Source organism: Acidovorax sp. SDU_ACID1 (genome assembly GCF_045291395.1).
In the GTDB taxonomy this organism is placed as follows: domain Bacteria; phylum Pseudomonadota; class Gammaproteobacteria; order Burkholderiales; family Burkholderiaceae_C; genus MR-S7.
This window is the reverse complement of sequence record NZ_CP152342.1, coordinates 4,853,084-4,874,358: the sequence shown is the minus strand read 5'-3', so window position 1 is coordinate 4,874,358 and position 21,275 is coordinate 4,853,084. Positions and strand designations below refer to the sequence as shown.

The 21,275-nt window shown below is 69.2% G+C and carries 20 protein-coding genes; 3 read left to right on the top strand and 17 right to left on the bottom strand.

Annotated elements, in window-relative coordinates:
• The first annotated feature begins 91 nt into the window (after window positions 1–91).
• The gene (locus AAG689_RS23685) at window positions 92–961 is read left to right on the top strand and encodes a gamma-glutamyl-gamma-aminobutyrate hydrolase family protein (protein WP_020229186.1); all 870 of its coding nucleotides are present in this window, start codon (window positions 92–94) and stop codon (window positions 959–961) included.
• Here the strand turns inward: AAG689_RS23685 and AAG689_RS23680 are convergent.
• Genes AAG689_RS23680 through AAG689_RS23660 form a run of 5 tightly spaced genes read right to left on the bottom strand, consistent with a single transcriptional unit; the run spans window position 958 to window position 6,989 of the window.
• Window positions 958–1,683 (bottom strand): GntR family transcriptional regulator, encoded by a 726-nt coding sequence (locus tag AAG689_RS23680; protein WP_406624049.1) that lies wholly within the window; start codon window positions 1,681–1,683, stop codon window positions 958–960. The two genes, AAG689_RS23685 and AAG689_RS23680, sit on opposite strands and share 4 nt — an antisense overlap.
• Before the next feature lie 57 nt (window positions 1,684–1,740).
• Window positions 1,741–3,891, bottom strand: a complete 2,151-nt coding sequence (locus tag AAG689_RS23675; protein WP_406624048.1) for an acetate--CoA ligase family protein — start codon at window positions 3,889–3,891, stop codon at window positions 1,741–1,743.
• 31 nt (window positions 3,892–3,922) lie between these two features.
• A complete protein-coding gene (locus AAG689_RS23670; protein ID WP_406624047.1) occupies window positions 3,923–5,038 on the bottom strand; it encodes an MBL fold metallo-hydrolase in 1,116 nt (371 codons plus the stop codon).
• A gap of 2 nt (window positions 5,039–5,040) precedes the next feature.
• Window positions 5,041–6,186 carry an acyl-CoA dehydrogenase family protein gene (locus AAG689_RS23665; RefSeq protein ID WP_406624046.1) on the bottom strand — a complete coding sequence of 382 codons (1,146 nt, stop codon included), beginning with the start codon at window positions 6,184–6,186 and terminating at the stop codon, window positions 5,041–5,043.
• A gap of 23 nt (window positions 6,187–6,209) precedes the next feature.
• Window positions 6,210–6,989, bottom strand: a complete 780-nt coding sequence (locus tag AAG689_RS23660; protein WP_406624045.1) for an enoyl-CoA hydratase/isomerase family protein — start codon at window positions 6,987–6,989, stop codon at window positions 6,210–6,212.
• A gap of 249 nt (window positions 6,990–7,238) precedes the next feature.
• On the opposite strand from AAG689_RS23660, the gene AAG689_RS23655 reads away from it, so the two are divergent.
• Complete coding sequence (locus AAG689_RS23655; RefSeq protein ID WP_406624044.1) at window positions 7,239–8,210, top strand: Bug family tripartite tricarboxylate transporter substrate binding protein; 972 nt, start codon at window positions 7,239–7,241, stop codon at window positions 8,208–8,210.
• 60 nt (window positions 8,211–8,270) lie between these two features.
• On the opposite strand, the gene AAG689_RS23650 is transcribed toward AAG689_RS23655, so the two are convergent.
• From AAG689_RS23650 to AAG689_RS23595, 12 genes are all read right to left on the bottom strand, one after another.
• Window positions 8,271–9,245 (bottom strand): Bug family tripartite tricarboxylate transporter substrate binding protein, encoded by a 975-nt coding sequence (locus AAG689_RS23650; RefSeq protein WP_406624043.1) that lies wholly within the window; start codon window positions 9,243–9,245, stop codon window positions 8,271–8,273.
• A 60-nt stretch (window positions 9,246–9,305) separates the two neighbouring features.
• Complete coding sequence (locus AAG689_RS23645; RefSeq protein ID WP_024001630.1) at window positions 9,306–10,100, bottom strand: DUF169 domain-containing protein; 795 nt, start codon at window positions 10,098–10,100, stop codon at window positions 9,306–9,308.
• Window positions 10,078–10,743, bottom strand: coding sequence for a UbiX family flavin prenyltransferase (locus AAG689_RS23640; RefSeq protein ID WP_020229177.1), 666 nt, complete (start codon window positions 10,741–10,743; stop codon window positions 10,078–10,080). Before AAG689_RS23640 ends, AAG689_RS23645 begins: the two co-directional genes overlap by 23 nt.
• Window positions 10,740–11,168 (bottom strand): hypothetical protein, encoded by a 429-nt coding sequence (locus AAG689_RS23635; RefSeq protein WP_406624042.1) that lies wholly within the window; start codon window positions 11,166–11,168, stop codon window positions 10,740–10,742. The genes AAG689_RS23640 and AAG689_RS23635 overlap by 4 nt, the downstream gene beginning before the upstream one ends.
• A gap of 37 nt (window positions 11,169–11,205) precedes the next feature.
• Entirely contained in the window at window positions 11,206–12,678 is a 1,473-nt protein-coding gene (locus AAG689_RS23630) for a UbiD family decarboxylase domain-containing protein (protein ID WP_406624041.1), read from the bottom strand.
• A gap of 132 nt (window positions 12,679–12,810) precedes the next feature.
• Entirely contained in the window at window positions 12,811–13,320 is a 510-nt protein-coding gene (locus AAG689_RS23625; RefSeq protein ID WP_406624040.1) for a TIGR02444 family protein, read from the bottom strand.
• A 138-nt stretch (window positions 13,321–13,458) separates the two neighbouring features.
• Complete coding sequence (locus AAG689_RS23620; protein WP_406624039.1) at window positions 13,459–14,673, bottom strand: PepSY-associated TM helix domain-containing protein; 1,215 nt, start codon at window positions 14,671–14,673, stop codon at window positions 13,459–13,461.
• Window positions 14,673–16,880: a TonB-dependent receptor gene (locus AAG689_RS23615; protein WP_406624038.1), complete on the bottom strand. Its 2,208-nt coding sequence runs from the start codon at window positions 16,878–16,880 to the stop codon at window positions 14,673–14,675. Before AAG689_RS23615 ends, AAG689_RS23620 begins: the two co-directional genes overlap by 1 nt.
• Window positions 16,881–17,020: 140 nt before the next feature.
• Window positions 17,021–17,494 (bottom strand): peptidylprolyl isomerase, encoded by a 474-nt coding sequence (locus AAG689_RS23610; RefSeq protein WP_406624036.1) that lies wholly within the window; start codon window positions 17,492–17,494, stop codon window positions 17,021–17,023.
• A 51-nt stretch (window positions 17,495–17,545) separates the two neighbouring features.
• A complete protein-coding gene (locus AAG689_RS23605) occupies window positions 17,546–18,517 on the bottom strand; it encodes a Bug family tripartite tricarboxylate transporter substrate binding protein (protein WP_406624035.1) in 972 nt (323 codons plus the stop codon).
• A 33-nt stretch (window positions 18,518–18,550) separates the two neighbouring features.
• The gene (locus tag AAG689_RS23600) at window positions 18,551–18,904 is read right to left on the bottom strand and encodes a hypothetical protein (protein WP_406624034.1); all 354 of its coding nucleotides are present in this window, start codon (window positions 18,902–18,904) and stop codon (window positions 18,551–18,553) included.
• A gap of 12 nt (window positions 18,905–18,916) precedes the next feature.
• Window positions 18,917–20,278 carry an acyclic terpene utilization AtuA family protein gene (locus tag AAG689_RS23595; RefSeq protein ID WP_406624033.1) on the bottom strand — a complete coding sequence of 454 codons (1,362 nt, stop codon included), beginning with the start codon at window positions 20,276–20,278 and terminating at the stop codon, window positions 18,917–18,919.
• Between the two features lie 106 nt (window positions 20,279–20,384).
• On the opposite strand from AAG689_RS23595, the gene AAG689_RS23590 reads away from it, so the two are divergent.
• Window positions 20,385–21,275 (top strand): LysR family transcriptional regulator, encoded by an 891-nt coding sequence (locus AAG689_RS23590; RefSeq protein ID WP_406624032.1) that lies wholly within the window; start codon window positions 20,385–20,387, stop codon window positions 21,273–21,275.

The following is a 21,275-nucleotide window of genomic DNA, read 5'->3' as shown; positions in this document are numbered from 1 at the left end:
TGTTGGGTGAAATTATCCCGTCGCGGCGGCCTGTTCCTACAGCCGAGCCGCACGCCCGGCCGCACAATAGATCACGAAAGTGCCCTTGACGATGAATTTTTCTCACCGCCTCAAGATCGGCCTATCGGCCTGTTTTTCGCATGCCGACCCCGCGCGGCCGCTGTTCACCAACAAGACCCTGCAGTACGTGGAGCAGTCCATCGCGCACTGGATCATGTCGGCCGGCGCGCTGGTGGTCATGGTGCCCTGCCCCACGGGCGAGACGGCGCGTGGCGACGTGACCCTCAAGCACTACGCGGAGTGGCTCGACGGCGTGGTCATGCACGGCGGCGCCGACGTGTGGCCGGGCAGCTACGGCGAAGTGCCGCTCAAGGACGCCTGGCTGGGCGACCGCGTGCGCGACCTGTACGACCTGGCCGTGGTCGAGGCCTTCGAGCAGGAGGGCAAGCCCATCTTCGGCGTGTGCCGGGGCCTGCAGCTCATCAACGTGGCCTTCGGCGGCACGCTCTACCAGGACATCGAGACGCAGCACCCCGGCGCCATGCAGCACCGCAACGCCAGCACCTACGACCAGCATTTCCACGAGGTGGACATCGTGCCGGGTTCGCGCCTGGCGCGCCTGTACCCCGGCCAGCCGCGCGTGACGGTCAACAGCATCCACCACCAGGGCATCAAGAACCTTGCGCCGGGCTTCGACATCGAGGCCTGGAGCTACCCCGACGCCGTGCCCGAAGCCATCCGCCGCCACCCGCGCCATGGGCGCGGCTACATCGCGGCCACGCAGTGGCACCCGGAGTTCCGCGCCGCAAGCGGCTCGGCGCTGGACGACTCGCCGCTGCTGCACGACTTCCTTGCCGCGTGTGCCGACGCGCGGGCGCGGCCCCGGCCGGGCCACAGCCCGCTGCAGATCCGCGACCGGGCCTCGCGCCTGCTGCGGCAGGCCCTGCTGCGGCGCTTCTAGCGGTCGAGCCGCAGGGTCTGGGACAGGCGGAACCGCCCTTCCGGATAGAGGCTGATGGCCACGTAGAAGCGCCCCTGGTCGCCCTCGCCGTGCAGGCGGTAGACCGCGCGCAGCGCGGGGCTCTTGGGCTGCACGCCCAGGATGGCGGCGACATCCTTGGGAATCTTGCAGGCTTCGACCGTCTGCTCGATGCGGTCGATCGGGTGCTGCTGCAGCTCGCTCAGGAACTGCCACACCGAGCCGCGCTTGTGGCCGATGAGGGGAACGATGCTCCGGTGCTCCGGGCGCAGGTAGAAGTCGGTCCAGGACGCCGCCACCTTGGTATCGGGCGAGTCGCGGTAGGTGGACACCTTGATCCAGGCCTCGCCGATGCCGCACCCCAGCTCGCGCGCGAGCGGAGCGTCGGCCACGACGTCCTCGGTGTTCACCAGGTGCAGCCCGGAGATCGACGAAAAGCGCAGCACGTCGCTGGCGCTGTTGGTCTGCACGCTGTAGGTTTCCTGCGGATTGCGCGCCAGCACCACGCTGCCCACGCGGGGCTTGCGGGTCACGTAACCCTGGCGCTGCAAGGCGGCCAGCGCCGCGCGCGCCGTGAAGCGGCTGACGCCGTGCATCTCGCACAGGACCATCTCGGGGGGCAGCGTCCCTCCCACCGGATACTGCCCTGAAGCTATCTGCTGCTGCAGCGTCTCCGCCAGCTCTACATAGATGGGCTTGCCCAATCTCGGTCCTCGAATGGTGTGCGGCCCAGCCGCCGGCGGCGCGGCGGAGCCAGCGGTTCAATGCGTGTTCGCGGGTGGCGGCACGTCGCACGCGATCATCGCGTCGAGCGCCAGCACGCCCTGGCCTTTGGGCAATACGATAACAGGATTGACATCCATTTCGGCCAGCGCGTCCGCATGGTGCGCAGCGAAGCGCGACAGGCAGACCATCGCATCGACGAGCGCCTCCTCGTCCGCCTCGGGCTGTCCCCGGAAGCCCCGCAGCAGCGTGGCGGCGCGGGTTCTCGAGATCAGCTCCCTGGCCCCTTCGGGGCTCAGCGGGCACAGCCCGAACGCCACGTCCTTGAACAGCTCGACGGAGATGCCGCCCAGGCCGAACATCAGCACCGGCCCGAACGCCGGATCGCGCTTGATGCCCAGCACCACCTCGACACCGCGCGGCGCCATCTCTTCGACGAGGAAGCCCTGGAAGTCCAGCTCCGGCGAACGCTCCAGCATGGTCCGGGCGGCGGCCTCGGCAGCTTCGGGGCTCTGGAGGTTCAGCGCCACCAGGCCATGCTCGCTCTTGTGGGCGATGCCGCGCGCTAGGCCCTTGACCACGACCGGTCGGCCCAGTTCCGCCGAGCACCGGGCGACGTCGTCCACCCGCGCCGCGACCTGGGAAGCCGGCACGCGGATTCCCAGCGCTTTCAGCAGTTCCTTCGACTGCACCTCGTCCACCAGCCCCTGCCGCGCGGGCAGCGGCGGGAAACGCCCGTCCGCACCGCCTGCGGCGGCAGCGGGCCTGCGCCGCTCGCGCGCCTTGCCGATCAACTGGGCCGCCGCGCGCAGGCTGCGGGCGATCGGGATGCCCATGGCCCGCGCGCGCTCGAAGCCCGGCTCCTGCACGTAGCCGGACACGGGAATGATGGCGCTGGCCTTGTCGCTGGGGCCCAGCACGTCCAGCGCCTGGTTCAGCCAGAGCTGCGAGCGCTCGTCGCGCGGCGCGCCCACGCCGACCCACAGCACCGAATCGATGGCCTCGTCCTCCAGCGCGATGGCCAGCGCATGCCTGGGCAGTTCCGGATCGCTGAAGACCGCCCCGCCCACGTCCAGCGGGTTGGACGCTTTCACATAGGACGGCAGGATGGCCTCCAGCCGCGCCAGCGTCGTGGGGGAGAGCTCCGGCAAAGGCACCTGCGCATCCGCGCACTCGTCGGCCAGGATGGAGGCCGCGCCCCCCGACAGGGTGAAGACGAGCAGGCCGCCGGTTCCGACCGGCTTGCGCTGCTTCCAATGGGACAGCAGGGACGCCGTGGGCAGCAGGTCTTCGCTCTCGGCCACGCGCACGATGCCCTGCTCGCGGCAGACGGTCGAGAAAATCTCGTCCGAGCCCGCCAGCGCGCCCGTGTGCGACATCACCGCCTGCCGGCCCAGCTCCGACGTGCCGGCCTTGAACACGACCAGCGGCTTGCCCCGCTCGCGCGCCTTGCGGGCCGCTTCCACGAACCGCCGGGGCTGCCGCAGCCCCTCGATCATCAGGGCGATGACGTCGATCTGCGGATCGTCCAGCATGTATTCGACGATCTCCTCCATGCCGATGTCCATGGCGTTGCCCACGTGTGCGTACAGCCCCACGTCGGCACCTGCATCCTCGCCGTTGAGCAGCAGCCCGCCCATCATGGCGCCGCTTTGCGTCACCAGCCCGACACGCCCCGCGCGCGCATGGGCCATCGATTCGAAGCTGCTGTTGTATCCCAGGCTGAGTCCTTGCGCGGGATTACCGGCGCCCAGGCAGTTCGGCCCGAGCATGCGCATGGACGCACCCTCCAGCAGGGCCTGCAGCCGCCGCGCCCGCCGCACGCCCTCCTCGCCCTGCTCCTCCCAGCCGGCGCTGCACACGACGATGGCCTTCACCCCGGCCTGCCGGCACTCCTGCACCGCGGCCAGCGTCATCTCCGCGCCGAGGGCGATGGTGACCAGCTCCGGCACCTCCGGCAGGTCCGCCAGCGCGCGGTAGCAGCGCACGCCGAACAACTCCTCGTACTTGGGATTGATCGGATACAGCCCGCCCTGGAAGCCATGGCGCAGGCAGTTTCGCAGGCCGCGCGACGCGGGGGTGTTGGGACGCTCGGACGCGCCGATGAACGCGATGGACCGGGGGCGGAACAAGGCATCGAGGCTGGCAGCGGGATGCTGCAGGGCGGTGTGCTCGGCAAAGGTATTCACGGTATGTCTCACTGCTTTCTTGGTAAAGGCATCAATGGGAAGGGTGGACGGGCAAACGCGCGAAGCGCCTGCAGCCCTGCGCATCCACCGACGACACGAGCCACCCTTCGCCTTCGAGGAAGTTCAGATGGGCGATGGCCTCGCCGAGCCCGAAGCCGATCTCCTCGTTCCTCAGTTCCCTCCCGAACAGCGCGGGCAGGAACTCGTAGCCCGTCATGGGCCGGTCGCAGGCCTGCAGGACCGCAGCCAGGCGCTCCTCGTGGTGCGCGCGGATTTCCTCCACGCGCCGGGCGATGCCGCGGAAGGGCTGCCGGTGCGAAGGCAGCAGCAGGGCCTGCGCAGGCAGGTCCTCGAACTGGCGCAGCGATTCCAGGTAGGACAGCAGGGGGTTCTGGTCGCCGCCGGGCCAGACGGCGATGTTCGGCGTGATCTTGGGCAGCACCTGGTCGCCGCCGAGCAAAAGGCCCTCTTCCGCGCACCAGAGGCTCAGGTGCTCCGGGGCATGCCCCCTGCCGATGATCGGCGTCCAGGTCCGGCCGCCCAGGACCAGCGGCTGGGACACGTCGATGCGAACGACGTTTTCCGGCAGCCGCCCCACCTGCGTTCCGTAGCGCGGCATGTGCTGCAGCAGCGCCGCAGCGACGCTCTGCGGCAGCCCGTGCTCCCGCCAGACGGGCGTGCGCTCGGCCACGACATCGCGCGCGGGGTCCGCATAGCGTCCGGCGACATGGAGTTCCCCGGGCGTCATCAGGATGGGCACCTCGAATCGCTCCGAGAGCCATCCGGCCAGCCCGATGTGGTCGGGATGGTGGTGCGTGACCACGATGCGGCGCAGCGGCCCCTGCGCGAACAGGGAGGAGCCGAACACGGCATTCCAGACATCGCGGCTGGCGGGCGTATCGATGCCCGTGTCGACCAGGGTCCAGCCATCGCTTTCGCGCAGCAGATAGACGTTGATGTGGTTGAGCGCGAAGGGCAGCGGCAGGCGCAGGAGAAAAATCCCCTCGGCCAGTTCGACCGGCGCGCCCACCTCCACCACGGCCTCGTCATAGGCCAGCGGCGCGAGCCCGGCGCGCCGCGTCCAGAGCGATGGCCGGATCGGCGAGACCGCCGCACCCTCTACGGAAACCGTCAGATCGCGCTGCATGCTCACAACCCCATCTGCTTGGCGATGATGGTGCGCTGGATCTCGGAAGCGCCCGCACCGATCATGCCGATCCGCGAGTCGCGGAAGAATAGCTCCATGTCGTACTCCTTGAGCACGCCGTAGCCGCCCATGATCTGCACGCCGTGGTTCGCGATCTCGAACATCGCCTCGCTCGCCCAGAGCTTGGCCATCGACATCTCCTTGAAGCAGGGCAGGCCCTGCTGGAGCATCCAGGCCACGCGGTAGCCGAGCAGCCTGGCCACGTCGGTCTTGATCTGCATGTCGGCCAGCTTGTGCTGCACCGCCTGGAACTTGGAGATGGGTTGCCCGAACTGCCGGCGCTCCTTCGCATAGCGCGAGACATAGTCGATCATGGCCTGCGACGTGCCCGCGTACATCATGGCCACGCTCAGCCGCTCGATGCCCAGGCCGCTGTTGAGGTTGGCCCAGCCCTCGTGCAGCTTGCCCATCATGCGCGCGCGGGGCACCTTCACGTTGCGGAAGAAGACCTCGTTGGTGTGCGTCGCCGAGCGGCCCATCTGCTTGAGCGGGCGGATCTCGATGCCGGGCGCATCCGCATCCACCAGGAAGATCGTGATGCCGTCGTGCTTCTTCTGCGGGTTGCGCAGCGTCCGCGTCACCGTCACGATCTGGTTCGCCACGTGCGCGTTGGTCGTGAACATCTTCTGCCCGTTGAGCACGAAGTGGTCGCCCTCCTCCTGTGCGAACAGCTCCACGGCCGCGGCGTCCGAGCCGACGTTGGGCTCGCTCAGGGCGAACGCCAGCCGGGTTTCGCCGGCGATCACCTTGGGCAGGAACTCCTGCCTTTGCTCCTCGGTGCCATACGTCAGGATGTTGTAGGCGCCCAGAACCACCGTCGTGAAGTAGGACGTGCCGGCGCCATACCAGCCGTAGCCCGCCTCTTCGAGGAAGATGGCCAGTTCCATGGGGCCGAGCCCCGAGCCGCCGTACTTCTCAGGGAACGGAATGCCCATCCATCCCTGCCGCGCCATGCTCGCGTAGAGCTCGTGCGGAAAGCGGTCGTTGTCGCTGCACGCCCGGATGTACTCGCGCGTGCACTCCTTGGCCATGAAGCGGCGGACCGACTCCCTCAACATCTGTTGCTCTTCGGTGAATCCGAATTCCATCGTGCTGTCTCCTTTCGTATGGTTCAACGTGGCTTGCGGCTCAGGAAGCGGGCGACCGCCGCGCGGTGCTCCTCGGACGTGAAGCACTGGCCCAGCGATAGCGCCTCCTGCTCCAGGGTGGCGTCCAGGCCGTTCGACTGCGCGAAGCGCTGCAGTTGCTTGATGCGCGCCAGCGCCTCCGCAGGCAGCGCAGCCAGGTGCTGCGCCATCTGCAGCGTGGCCTGCGGCAGGTCCTGGTGCGCCACCACGCGGTTGACGAGCCCGTAGCGCTCTGCCGTTTCCGCGCCGATGAACTCGCCCAGCAGCAGCAGCTCCATCGCGCGCCCCAGGCCCACCACGCGCTGCAGCAGGTAGGAGCAGCCGAACTCCGGCGTGATCCCGATGCGTGCGAACGGCAGGCAAAAGCGCGCCTGGTCCGAGGCGATCCGCAGGTCGCATGCCAGCGCGATGGTGGTCCCGCCGCCCACCGCGACGCCGTTGACGGCCGCGATCACCGGCTTGTCCAGGGTCTGCAGCAGGCGGGCCAGCACGTTGGGGCCGTTGCGGATGCGGTCGCTCCACTGCTGCGCGGACATATCCCGACCGCGCTCGAACGTGTCCTGCATGTCGCCGCCCGCGCAGAACGCATCGCCCACGCCCGTGACCACCAACACCCTCACCGCGGGATCATGCGCCGCGTCCTGGCACAACTGTGCGATCTGGCGCGTGGTCGTATCCCCAAGCGCATTGCGGCGCTCAGGACGGTCGATGCGCACCCAGGCGATGGCGTCGCTTTTCTCGTACTTCAGGTCGGTGATTTGCATGGCGGAAAGGGACACACGTCAAATCTTTATATGTCCGGACAATATTTTGAACACTGGACGTTGTCAACAGCGCCCGGCCGATATTCATTAGGGAATATCGCTACATGCATATCGCCTATTCTTCGTTGACACCGCGTCGGGCGCAACTGTATTGTCCGGATCAGCACATGTGACTACTTCCCTGACAACGACCGAGCCCGGCCGGAACTGCAGCCCTGCCGGCACGGTTTTCCACGAGGACATCTGTGTATGAAGCGCCGCATCGCATTGCTCACCGCACTGGCCGCCCTGACGGCCAGCCCGTATTCCTTCGGGGAGACGGCCTTTCCCCAGAAGGGCGTCACCTTCATCGTTCCACTCGCCGCGGGCGGCGGGACGGACATCCTGGCGCGCAAGCTCGCGCTCAACCTGGGGTCCATCTGGGGCCAGCCCGTCGTCGTGGAGAACGTGAGCGGCGCCAGCTCCATCATCGGGACCCAGCGCGTCGCCCGGGCCGCATCCGACGGCTACACGCTGCTGGTCACGACCAACGGCGCCATCGTCAGCAACCGCTATCTGTTCAAGTCACTGCCCTACGACCCCGACAAGGACTTCATCCCCGTGGCGCAGCTCGCGGACATCGACATGGTGCTGCTCGCCCACCAATCGCTGGGCGCCAACAACCTCAAGGAACTGGTGGCCCTGGCCAAGCGCGACCCCGGCAAGGTCACCTATGCGTCCTATGGCAACGGCTCCCAGCCGCACCTGCTCATGGAGCTGTTCAACAAGCGTGAAGGCATCCAGATCACGCACGTTCCCTACAAGGGCCTGGGCCCCGCGCTCACGTCCGTGATGGCCGGCGAAACCATGATGACGCTGACCGGCCGCGGCTCGGGCGACGCGGCGATCCGCTCGGGCAAAACCAAGGTCCTCAACTACAACTCCGACAAGCGCGACCCGCTGCACCCCGAGGTGCCCACGTCGGAAGAATCCGGCTATCCCTACTTCCGCGTGGCGACCTGGCACGGCGTCTTCGCGCCGCGCGGCACGCCCAAGGACGTCGTCGCCAAGATCCACCGCGACATCAACAAGGTCCTCAACCAGCCGGAATTCCGCGAAGACATGGCCAAGCGCGGCTACGCCATTCCCACCCGCACGCCCGAGGAGTTCGCATCGGCGATCCAGGAAGAGGTCAAGGCGACGGGCGAAATGGTCAAGGCCGCAGGGCTCGCGCCGGAATAGCCGCCGCAATCCGACAAAAAAAGCCGGCCCCTGGCCGGCTTTTTCGTGGCTGGCACCGCCTCAGACCGTCGCCCCCGTGATGCGCACGATCTCGGTCCACTTCTGCAGCTCGCCGGCAATGAAGGCCGCCGACTGGGCCGCATCCAGCGGTAGCGGCTCCATCCCCATGCCGAGCAGCTTCTCGCGCGCCTGCGTATCGGAGAGGTATTCCACGATGCCGGCGTTGAGCCGCTGGACGACGGCCTGGGGCATCTTCGCAGGCCCCATGACGCCGTACCATGCCTTGATGTCGAAGCCGGGCAACCCCTGCTGGGCGAGCGGCGCGACGTCGGCGAGCGTGGGGGACGGCTCCGCCGCCGTCTGGCCCAGTGCGCGCAGCTTGCCGGCGCGGATGTGGGGCAGCGCCGTCGGGATGTCCACGAACAGCATCGTCAGCTGGCCGCCCAGCAGGTCCTGCATGGCGAGCGCGCTGCCCTTGTAGGGCACGTGCAGCACGTCGACGTTGGCGAGCTTGTTGAACAGCTCGCCCGACAGGTGCTGCGACGTGCCAGCGCCCGAGGAGCCGAACGACAGCTTGCCGGGCTGGGCGCGCGCCATCGCGATCAGGTCCTGCGCGCTGCGCACGTTCAGCGACGCGTTCACGACCAGCACGTTCTTCTGGACCACCGTGGCGGAGATGGGCGTGAAGTCCTTGAGCGGATCGAACGGCAGGCGCTTGCCGTAGATGCTGGGCGCGATGCCGTGGGTGGCGCTCGACCCCATCACCAGCGTGTAGCCGTCGGGAGCGCTCTTGGCCACGTATTCCGCGCCGATGTTGCCGCTGGCCCCCGTCTTGTTCTCCACCACGACGGGCTGCCCCAGCGTGTCGCCCAGGCGCTGCGCGAGCAGCCGCGCGAGCTGGTCCAGCGCGCCGCCCGCCGCGAACGGATTGATGATGTGGACGGGCCGCGCAGGATAGGCCTGCGCGAACACCGAGGGCGCGCAGGCCGCGAGCGCGCCGCCTGCAAGGGAGTGGATGAAGTGACGACGCTGCATGGATGTCTCCGTGGTTTCGTTATGGCAGTCAACGGGCGGAAGTCCCGCCCCCGTGCGTCTTCAGAGCTTGCCGGCGTAGCTGGCCTGGAAGGCCGCGGCGGGGTCGCACTGGATGCCGTAGGGCGGAATGGGGTAGCGGATGCCGTGGCCGGCCAGCCAGTCCAGGCCCAGCACGATTTCCTGCAGGTGCGAGACCTGCAGCGCGATCAGCAGCTCATCGTCCTGCACGCCGCCGAAGCGGCGCTCCGCGAAGCAGGGGATGGACATGCTGGGCTCGCGCGTCGCCAGCCCCGCGCCCCAGCTGTCGGCGCAGGCGGACTCGCCCGTGGTCGCGAACTGGTAGCGCACGTAGCTGCGGTGCTGCAGGGCGTTGATGAGCGTGACCATCTGGCCCGGCGTGGCATAGACCAGCACCGAGTCGGGCTGCTTCAGGCGGCCGCTCGCCAGCGGCGACAGCACCACGCCCACGTACTTGCCGCTGGGCACGCGCGGCATCTGGGCCTGGTGCTCGCGCGAGGCCTCGATGGTGGCGAACCACACGCCATGGAACATGCTGCCGTCCAGGTATTTCTTCCCCGGCGCATTCAGCCCCATGACGCCGCCGCAGTTGCTGTCGGGCGGCACATGCTCGTGCGTGGCGCCCAGCGTCCACCCCAGCCAGCGGGCCTGGCCCACCAGCTGGCACATGGAGAAACGCGTGCCCTCCACGGGCCAGCGGATGCCCTTGATGCCACGCATCTCGTCGACGGTCTCGAACAGCTGCAGCGCCAGCGGCGCGCTGCGCAGGCGCAGGCGCTGCATGAGCCGGTCGACGAGGTCCTGGTAATCCACCTCAGTGGCTGTTGCTTCGCTCATGGGGTTCTCCATCGGTTGTTGTCGGCAGCGGGCCCGTGGCGGCGGACAGCAGCGCACGGCTGGTCTCGCCCCAGCGCGGCGCGGCCTCGCATTCCACGTCGATCAGGTCGAGGCAGCGCATGACGCTGTGGTCCACGATGTCCGCGACGGACTGCGGGCGGTTGTAGAACGCCGGCACCGGCGGAAAGACGATGGCGCCCGCCTGCGTGACGCGCAGCATGCTTTCGATGTGCCCCGCGTGCAGCGGCGTCTCCCGCAGCATCAGCACCACGCGCCTGCGCTCCTTGAGCGCCACGTCGGCCGCGCGGGCCATCAGCTCGCCCGTGTTGCCCCAGGCGAGGTTGGACATGGTCTTGATCGAGCACGGCGCGACCACCATCGCATGCACCCGGAACGAGCCCGAGGAGATGGAGGCGCCGATGTCGGCGCTGGAATGGACGACATCGGCCAGCGCTTCCACCTGCTCCACGCGCAGCGACGTCTCCAACTGCAGGGTCTGGCGCGCGGAGCGGCTGACGATGAGGTGCGTTTCCACGTCGGGCACGCCGCGCAGCATCTCCAGCATGCGGATGCCGTAGGCGCTGCCGCTGGCACCCGAGATGCCGACGACGACCCTCCGCCGCGCGGCGGCGCGGGCGCTCATTCCACGCTCACCTTGAAGCACACCTGCCCCCAACTGCCGTTGCAGAAACCCGCGTCCTGGCAGCTGAAGGTGTTGAACCACATACCGTCGGGGTCCAGTCCTTCGGCGATGCGGTCGTGCGCCATGGCGGCGTGGATGGTCATGGGCGCCACGGCGTAGATGCACACGTTGCAGGACTTCACGACGCCGGCCGCGCTGACCTCGATGCGGTCGCCCATCTTGAAGCCCGCGGCGCAGCCGTGGCTGGCGACGACCGTCGCCACCACCGTGCGGCGGTTGGCCTCGGGAATGGCCTCGGCGGCCCGGCGCCGGCGCTCGTCGGCGCGGAACTCCGCCATCTGCTCGTCCGTGTACCCCAGGCTCGCCTGGAACTTGTCCCAGTTGAACGGCTTGGCTGGCTTGGAGGGATGCGAGGTATCGCTCATGTGGCTTGCCTTTCGGAAAGTGGGGTGGGAAACGCCGTCAGTAGCCGCGCGCGAGCATCGACTTGAGGTAGTCCGGCTGGCGGGCCCGCAGCCGGGACGCGGCCTCGGCGCCGATCCAGTCCTCGATGGCCACGTTCTCGAAGCGCCCGCGCTCGTAGCGGTCGGACCGGTTGAACGGCGCCGTCGCGTCGATGTAGACCTTGCGGCCCGTGCCCGCTGCGTCGCCTTCGGCCAGCATGCCGCTCACCTTGGCCCGGGGCGAGAGCATCAGCCCCTCGCGCATGTCCGAACGCGTGATGACGGCCCACATCACGTCGTCGGCGTTGGTCAGGTCGATGTCGTGGTCCACCGCGATGACCCAGCCCAGGTCGGAATGCGCCGACAGCGCACCGAACGCCAGGTTGTTCTGCAAACCCTCGTCGCGGAAGCTCTTGCGCCGGATGCGGATGACCACGCCCAGGCAGCCGCGCATGGCCTGCAGCACGTGGCAGTTGTCGAAGACGCGCGGGCTGATGCGGCGGCAGGCGTCGAACACCGAGGCCTCGGCCGGCAGCGCCATGAGGTTGGTGGTCTCGGCATTCACGGCCAGGGGGAACCAGTACACGGGATTGGTGCGGTGCGTGATCGCGGTCACGTTGAACTGCCACACGCGCCAGGCGCGGCCCATGTAGCCGCCGGCCTCGGGCATCATGCCCTTCTCGCCGTCCTTGCCCGAGTCCTCCTCGGACACCAGGCGGTCGGTGTCGATATAGCCTTCGAGCACGTATTCGGCCTCGGCCAGGCTCCACGCGCCTTCCTGCGAGCGGCAGGGCACGACCTCGACCGCCTGGCCCTGCAGCGCGCCCGCCATGCCCAGCTCGTCGTAGCCCAGCGGCGTCAGGGTCTGCTGCGTGCTGCCGGAGCAGGCCAGCAGCACCGCCGGCCCCGCGCCGATGTTGACGCTGATCGGAATGCGCCGCTCGCCGCGCGCACGCAGCTTACGCGCGATCTCCAGCAGGTGCCGCCCGGCCTGGATGGTGATGCAGGTATGGTCCGGACCAAGCACCCGCATGCGGTGGTACGAACCGTTGAATGCGCCCGTGTCCGGGTCGCGCACCAGCGCCAGCCCGCCGGTGATCACGCAGCCCGCGTCGGCCTGGGTCTGCTGCGCCAGCGGCAAGGCCTTGAAAAGGTCGATGCCGCTCGTGGTCACGTGCGCCTGGCTCGCCCCCTCGCTCACGATCCGGGACGGCACGGGGTTCAGCGCCGCGTCGGCCAGGCGGCGCGGCAGGTCGATGGCTTCGATGCCGCACCAGCGCGCGATGCGCTGGCGGTCGCTGAACACGTTGGTCACGATCCGGTGCCCCGGGTAGCCCCTGAGCTGGTCGAACACCACCATCGGGCCCGCGTCCGTGGTGCGCGCGATGGCGGCCACCTCCAGATGCGGGTTGGTTTCCCGCGTGATCGTCAGCAGATCGTCATGTGCCCGGGCCTCTTCCATGGCGGCCGACAGGCTGGTTACGGCGTGCATCTTGTCTCCTGGTCATCGGTCTATTTGTCCGGACTATATAAGATCAAGAAGGCTTGTCAAGCGGGTGCGCACGGACGTCCGCGCCGGCCCTTGCGGCCTGCGCAGGCACGTGCGGCCGCACTGCCGCCGGGGTTATTCCAGGTGGTTTTCCAGCAGCCGTATCGCGGCCGCGACCTCGGGCTCGGACGCGCGCGCCAGGCATCCGCCGCGCTCGCCGTAGAAGCGCACGACGTGCTGCACGGCACCTGGCGCGGAAGCCCCGCCCTGCGGCCAGGGCATGGCCGAGAGCAGGGCCAGCCCATGGCGCTCCGCCTCCAGCTCGCAGCGCTGGATGTCGGCGCGCAGGCCGCGCACCGCCGGGTCGTCCTTGCCGAGCGCGCGCCGCACGGCACGCAGCGGCTTCACCACGGTGTCGCGCCACCCGCGGATCGCCGCGTCGGCCCGGCCGACGTGCTCCGGTCCTGCCGGCCCCTGGCCCCGGCCCTGCGCATAGGCCAGGTGCAGCAGCACCAGCACATCGACGCCCAGGGCCTCCTGCAGCAGCAGGCAGGCCTGCGCCACGCCGGGGCGTGCGTAGGTGGCGATGACGCTGCGCCATTCATCGCCAGCGTTGAAAGCGGGGCCGTCTTCTTCGGGACGCATGGAAGTCTCCTGGACAGGTGGGCAAAGCCATGGAGCGTACCGCCAGTCATGGCATGCAAGCCCGGGAGAAAGAACGCCCTGCGGAACCGCTATTTGAATGAAATAGGCCCCCAACGCTTGTGCAGAAAGCGCGAGCAGCTATGTTTTCTGGAGCATCCGCGCGCGGCGCTTGCGCTCCCAGATCACGATGCCGGTGACCGAGAGCATGACCACCACCAGCCCCATGAACGACATGAGGATGCGCCCCGGCAGCCCCAGGATGCGCCCGGAGTGCAGCGGCAGTTGCAGCTGCACGAAGACGTCGGCCGCAGTGCCGTGCCAGGGGCGGTGCATGCCCAGCACCTCGCCCGTGTCGGAGCTGACGTAGATGTTCGACAGGCCCATGCCCATCGCGCCCAGCTCGTGGGTCGGGTCGAAGAACGAGATGTTGTAGAACGGGAAGTCGCCGCCGTACCAGATGCCGCCCGGCGGGTGCTCGAAGCCCAGGCGCTCGCCCTCGCGGCGCGCGATGGCGATGGCGTCGGCGAAGCCGATGCGCGGCTCGATGAAGGTGCCCAGCGGTGCGGGCTTGAGGGTTTCGTAGGGGCCCGGCGTGGTCGTCGAGATCTTGCTCATCACCGGATAGAACACTTCGCGGTAGAGGTTGAGCGAGAACGAGGTGAACGACACCACGATGATGATGCCCCACACCCAGAGGCCTCCCGCGCGGTGCAGGTCGAAGTTGAGCTTGTAGCCCCCCGCACGCCAGCGCACCGCCCACGAGGGGCGCCAGCGGCTGGCCCAGGTGCGCGCGGAGCGCACCTTCTGGCGCACCGGGAAAGTGAGGTAGAGCGCCACGAAGCTGTCGATCAGCCACATCAGCGCCACGCCGCCCATGAGCCAGAAGCCCCAGCGGTCGCTGCCCCAGAAGGCGGGCATGTGCAGGCTCTCGTGCAGGTGGCGCAGCCAGGGCATGAGGTTGCGCTTGCTGAGCGCGATGCTGCGCGAGTTGCGGTGGCCGGTGATGCGGGCCGTGACGGGATCGACGTAGACGGTGTTGTAGTCCAGCACGAACCTGGCGCCGGTGGACGGGTCGGTGCGCGGGCGCACGAGGAAGGAGGCGGCGTGGCCCTCCTCCAGCCCCAGCGTCATGTAGCTCACCTCGGCGCGCGGATCGTCGGCCTCCACGGCGGCAGCCAGCCGCAGCGGGTCCTGCAGCGGACCTCGGCCGGGGGTGTGCATGATGTCCGCGTTGAGCCACTCGTCGATCTCGTGGTCCCACGAGATCACCGCGCCGGTGAGCCCGGCGACGATGAGGAACAGGGCCACGGTAAGCCCCGCCCAGCGGTGCACGAGCGTCCAGAAGGCGCGCATCAGAAGTCGACGCTAGCCGTGAGCGAGAACGTGCGCGGCGCGCCCTGCACCAGGTAGCCGTAGGTGGTGTAGCCGCCCACCGAGGCCCAGTAGCCGCGGTTGGCCACGTTGTCCACGCGCGCGTTGAGCGTGACGAGCCGGCCGCCTACGTCCAGCAGGTAGCGCGCGCCCAGGTCCAGCCGGGTCCAGCCCGGCGCGCGCAGGGTGCTGGCCGCGTTGGCGTACTGGGCGCCGGTGTAGAGCACGCGCGCGTTGAGCGCGAGGCCGCTGACGCCCGGCACGTCCCACTCGGCACCCAGGTTGGCCTGGGTGCGCGGCACGCCCACCACGCGGTTGCCGTCGAAGGCGCCGCCCGCCGTGGTCAGGTACTTGGCATCCAGCAGCGTCAGGCCGCCGAGCACGCGCAGGCCCTTGGCGGGTTCGCCGAACACGTTGAACTCCAGCCCCCGGTTGCGCTGCTTGCCGAACACGCCGTAGACGTTGTTCATCACGTAGGCGCTGGGCATGTCGGTGGTGAAGAAGGCGGCGCTGGCGCCGATGCTGCCGCCGTCGTACTTGAGGCCCACTTCCTTCTGGCGCGTGACGTAGGGCGCGAACACCTCGCCGGCATTGGCGACGGGCTGCCCGCCGCTGGTCGCCGGGGCGGAGCCGCCCTTGGCCAGCCCTTCGATGTAGTTGGCGTAGACCGACACGTCGGAGCGTAGCTTGAACACGATGCCGCCCACCGGGGTCACGCGGCTCTTGTCGTAGCTGCCGGCGCTGGCGCCGGTGGTGGCATCGAAGCCGTCGACCTTGATGGTCTGGTGGCGCAGGCCCAGCGTGACCAGCAGGCGCTCGTCCAGGAAGGCCATGGTGTCGGCCAGCGCCAGGCTGCCGGTCTTGATGCGCTCGGTCTCGCGCGGGCTGCCCAGCGTGCCGCCAAAGCCGGTCAGGGCCGGCGGGGTCAGCGCCACGGGGTTGTAGATGTTGTTGGTCTGGCCGGTCGCGTAGTTGTAGCCCCAGGCGTTGCGTTCGCTGGAGTCGAAGGCCGAGAGCGACGCCACGGCCGTGTGCTTGACCGCGCCGGTCTCGAACTTGCCGCGCACGCCCAGCTCGCCGGTCTTGATGTGGTTCTCGCGCGTGTTGTCGAAGCGGTTGAGCGTGGCATTGCCCGTGGCGCTCGAGAGCGTCAGGCCCGACAGGGAATTGTCTTCCTTGCCGCGGCGCATGCCCAGGGCTGCCCAGCCCGTCCACTGGTCGCTGAAGTCGAACTCGCCGCGCACGGTGCCGAACAAGTCGCGGCTGTCGGAGTACGTCCAGGGCTGGGCGTAGTTGGCCTTGGCATCGGGCACGGCCGGCATCGGCAGGCTGGCCGTGGGCGTGACGGCGGGCCGGGGCGCGCTCAGCTTGTGCTCCTGCCAGCCCAGGTCGGCCGACAGGCGCGTGCGGCTGCTGCGCCAGTCCAGGCCCAGCGAGCCCACGGTGGTGCGCGTGTCCTCGTTGTCCACGCCCGTGTCGCCGCTGCGCCGCGCCAGGTTCAGGCGCACGCCCGTGGCGTTGTCGGGGCCGAAGCGGCGGGAGAGATCGGTGGCCGCGTAGAGCTGCCCGCCGCTGGCCACGCCCACGGCCACGCGGCTGAGCGGCTCGTTGCTGGCGCGCTTGGGCACCACGTTGATGAGGCCGCCCAGGCCGCCGCCGCTCACGCTGCCCGCACCCGATCCGCTCAGGAACGCGTTCGCGCCGCGGAACACCTCCACGCGCTCGACGAACTCGGTGGCCATGTACTGGCGCGGCACCAGGCCGTACAGGCCGTTGTAGGCCACGTCGTCCGAATACAGTGTGAAGCCGCGCACGAAGTACGTCTGCTGGAAATTGCCGAAGCCCCGTGCCTGGCGCACGCCGGCATCGTTGAGCAGCACGTCGCCCACGCTCTTGGCCTGCTGGTCCTGGATCAGCTCGCTGGTGTAGCTGGTGGCGGAGAACGGCGTGTCCATCATGTCCTGGGTGCCCAGCACGCCCGCGCGCGCGCCGCGCGCCACCTGCCCGCCCGCGTAGGGCTTGGCCAGGCCCTGGGCCGACGCGTCGGCGCTGGCCTCCACGGTCACGGTGGCCAGGGAGGGTGCGCTGTCGGAGGCCTGTGCCTGCGCGCCGGCGGCGCCCGCCGCGAGCGCCAGGCCCACGGCCGCCGCGACGGGCAGCAGCGGGAAGCGGATAGTGTTCGGATGCATGATGAAAAGGATATTGAGAAAGATTCGCAATTATCTTTCAACAACCGGCTTTAGGCATTTATGAGACAAATAGCACCCCAGACCAATCAGGACAAGCGCGAGCAGCTCACTTTTACATAGCGAGCTGCCGCACCGCCACGTCAATGGTGGTGGCCGTGGCCGCCGTGCACGTGGCGGTGGGCGATTTCCTCGGCCGTGGCGGCGCGCACCTCGGTCACCTTGCAGGCGAAGCGCAGCGCCTTGCCGGCCAGCGGGTGGTTGCCGTCCAGGTGCACCTCGGGGCCCTTGATCTTGACCACGTGGAACACCTGCGGCTGCCCGTCCGCACCCGGCCCCTGGAGCTGGCCGCCCACCTTCACGCCGGGCGGGAATTCGCTCTTGGGGATGGTGCGCACCAGGCTCTCGTCGCGCGGGCCGAAGGCGTCCTCCACGGCCAGGTCAACCGTGGCGGCATGGCCCGCGGCCTGGCCTTCCAGCGCGGCCTCCACCTTGGCGAAGAGATTCTCGTAGCCGCCGTGCAGGTAGGCCACGTGGCCGGAGTCGAGCAGCTTGCCCGTGGCAGGTTCGGTGATCTTGTAGGTCAGGGTGACGGCGGTGTCTTTGGCGATATGCATGGCAATGGGTTCACGAAACGAAGGCGCCATTGTCCCGCACGCGCCCCGCGCTCAGTCGAGCTTCACGCCCGTGGCCTGGACCACCTTGCGCCATTTCTCCACGTCGGCCGCGATGTCGCGCGCGAACGCCTCGGGCTTGTTGGCCACGGGCTCGGCGCCCAGGTCGCGCAGCTGCTTGGCCACCTCGGGCTGCTGCACGGCCTGCGCCACGGCCGATTGCTGCGTGTCGAGCACCGCCTTGGGCGTGCCCGCGGGCGCCAGCAGGCCGAACCATCCGGAGACCTCGTAGCCCGGCACGCCGCTCTCGGCCACCGTGGGAATGTCGGGCGCGCCGGGCCAGCGCTGCGGCGTGGTCACGGCCAGCGCGCGCACCTTGCCGCCGCGCACGAAGCCGATGGTGGACGGCAGGTTGTCGAAGCCCACCTGGATCTGCCCGCCGATCAGGTCGGTGAGCATGGGCGCGGCGCCCTTGTAGGGCACGTGCGTCATGTCCACGCCGGCCATCATCTTGAGCAGCTCCGCGCTCATGTGCGGCGAGCCGCCGGGGCTGGTGGAGCCGAAGTTGATCTTGCCCGGCTGCGCCTTGGCCAGCGCCAACAGCTCGCCCAATGTCCTGGCGGGCACGCTCGGGTGCACCACCACGATGTTGGGCGTGCTGGCGACCACGGTGACGGGCGCGAAGTCCTTCACCGCGTCGTAGGGCAGGTTCTTCTGCAGCGCGGAGTTGATGCCGTGCGAGCTGGCCGTGCCCATGACCAGCGTGTAGCCGTCGGGCGCAGACTGGGCCACGGCCACGGACCCGATGGCGCCGCTCGCGCCCGCGCGGTTCTCCACCACGAAGGGCTGCTTGAGCCGCTCGGCGAGCTGCGCGGCGGCGATGCGCGCGATGATGTCCGTGGTGCCGCCCGCCGGGTAGGGCACGACGATGCGCACCGGCTTGGCGGGGTAGTTCTGGGCGTGGGCCAGCACGGCGCAGGCCGAAAGGGCCACAGCCGCGAGCGTGCGAAGCATCCTGAAGTTCATGGTGGTGTCTCCTTGCTTGTGGTGTAGGGGGTGTCAGGCGGGCGCACGCTCGCGCAGCAGCGGCGCCAGCTCGTCGGGCACGTCGAGCTCGAAGCCCAGGATGGCCGCCGACAGCGCCTTGCCGTAGTTGTCCAGCGACAGGCTGCGCGAGACGCCGCCGCCCAGGGCGCCGTGCGCGACGAAGTTGAGCGCGTGCAGGTTCTCCGCCTCGTAGCGCAGCACCTCGCCGGTGATGGCCGCGCGGTGGAAGGCCTTGAAGCGCTCGGCGGTGAGCTGCTCCTTGAGCAGCGGATACAGCGCGGGTTCGTAGGCGAACACGGCGATGTTGGAGGTGTTGCCCTTGTCGCCCGAGCGCGTGTGGGCCAGCTGTTCCAGTCGTGCCTTCATGGCGGTCGCTCCTCAGCTCGTGAAATAGTCGATGTGCGCCGCGACCTGCCCGCGCGGCACGAGCGATGACCACACGCCGATCACCTCGCGCGTGCGGTCCTGGTGCGGCACGCGCTTGCCGGTGTGGCCCACGCCGGAGACGGCCATGCCGTCCACCTCGCGGCCGACCTTGACGGCCTCCTCGCGCGTGCGGGTGCGCGCGGCCACGCGCACGGCGACTTCGTAGGGCTCGGGCGCATCGGGCGGCGTGGCCGCGCCGTGGATGGCGTTCAGGCCCAGGAAGTCGATGCGCACCTCCTCGGCGTCGAGCTGCACGATCTTGAAGCGCTCTTCCAGAATCTTCTTGGCGAGCTGCGCGCGGCGCAGCGCGCCGGGGCCGGCGTAGAAGAACATGTCCTCGCCGATGAAGCCCTCGGTGCAGCCCATCGAGACCTTGAGCGTGGGCGTGCGCGGCTTGCCGGTGAGGCCGGTGACGCGCACGCGGTCGGGGCCCAGGGGCTCGATGCGCGCGCGGGTGAAGTCCACCACCACGTCGGGCGTGATGTAGTGGGCGGGGTCGTGCACCTCGTAGAGCATCTGCTCCTTGACGGTCTGCGCGGTGATGGCGCCGCCCGTGCCCGCCACCTTGGAGAGCGTGACGCCGCCCTGCGCATCCACCTCGGCGATGGGGAAGGCGAAGTTCCACGGGTCGGGCACGTCCTTGAGGCCCGGGTCGGCGAAGTAGCCACCCGTCACCTGCGCGCCGCACTCCATCAGGTGGCCGATGCCGCTGCCCGCACCGATCCTTTCGTGGTCGAGCGGGTCCCAGCCGAACTCGTACATCATGGGCGCGAGGAACAGCGACGGGTCGGCCACGCGGCCCGTCACCACGATCTGCGCGCCCTCGCGCAGCGCCTGCACGATGGGCTCGGCGCCCATGTAGGCCTCGGCGGAGATCAGCGTGTCCTTGAGCGTGGCCGTGGGCTGGCCGTTTTCGAGGATGGTGGGCGCCAGCTCCAGCACGCGGTCGGTGATGAGGCTGCCGCCCACCGCCGCCACCTTCACGCCCGCGATGCCCAGCTCGCGCAGCAGCTCCACGATGCGCCGGGCCGCGCCCTGCGGGTTGATCCAGCCCTGGTTGGAGACGATGCGCGTGCCCCGACGCATGCAGGCGGGCAGCACGGCGCGCATGCGGTCGTCCAAGTAGGTGTCGTAGCCGGGAAAGGACGGGTCGCGCCGCGCGCGCACCTGCGCGGCGGAGACCGTCGCCTCGGCCATGGTCTCGAAGCACAGATAGTCGAGGTCGCCGCGCTCGGCATTGAGCGCCGCGGGCTCCACACGGTCGCCCCACCAGGCCGCGCCCGAGCCGATGCGCAGCAGCTTGTTCTCACTCATTCGCGTTGTCTCCGTTCTGGGTCTGCGGGGCATTCTGTAGAGTGACGGCCAGGCAGACAACGCATGCGGCGGCAAAGCGCATGTGAACGGATTTCACAGGAATCTCATGGACAAGTTCGGCGAACTGCAGGTGTTCCTGCGCGTGGTGGAGGAAGGCAGCTTTTCCGGCGCGGGCCGCAGGCTGCACCAGTCGCCCTCGACGATCAGCAAGCTCATCGCGCGCATGGAAGCGCGTCTGGGCGTGCGGCTGTTCGAGCGCGTGGCGGGCGCCATCCGCCTCACGCAGGAGGGCGAGCGCTTTCGCGCGGCGGGCGAGCAGGTGGTGCAGGCGATGGAGGAGGCCGAGGCCGGCGCGCGCGTGGCCGATGCCGAGGTCTCGGGCACCGTGCGCATCCACACCGCGCTGACCACGGCCAAGTACCTCGTCGCGCCCCGTCTGCCCAGGCTGCTGGACAAGCACCCGCGCCTGCACCTGGACTTCGTGCTGGGCACGCAGCGCGGCGACTTCATCCGCCAGGGGCTGGACGTGGCCATCCACAGCGGCCGGCCCACGGAGCAGACGCTGATCGGCCGCCCGCTGATGCTGCGCCCCTGGGTCATCGCCGCCGCGCCCGGCTACCTGCAGCGCTTCGGCACGCCCGCGCAGCCCGAGGACCTGCTGCGCCACCGGTGCCTGAACTTCACCATCCGCACGCAGTGGAACCGCTGGACGTTCCACGACGAGGGCGGGCTCAAGACCATCGACATCCCGAACTACATCGGCGCGGACCAGGGCGAGCTGCTGCGTACCTTCGCGCTGCTGGGGCTGGGCGTGGTGCGGCTCGCGCGTTTCCACATCGCGGGCGACCTGGCGACGGGCGCGCTCGTGCCGCTGCTCACGCAGTACCAGGAGCGCACCGAGGACGACCGCTTCTATCTGCTCTACCCGCGCGGCCGCTCGCTCGCGCCGCGCGTGCGGGCGGTGGTGGACTTCCTGGCGCAGGAATTCAGCGCCTGA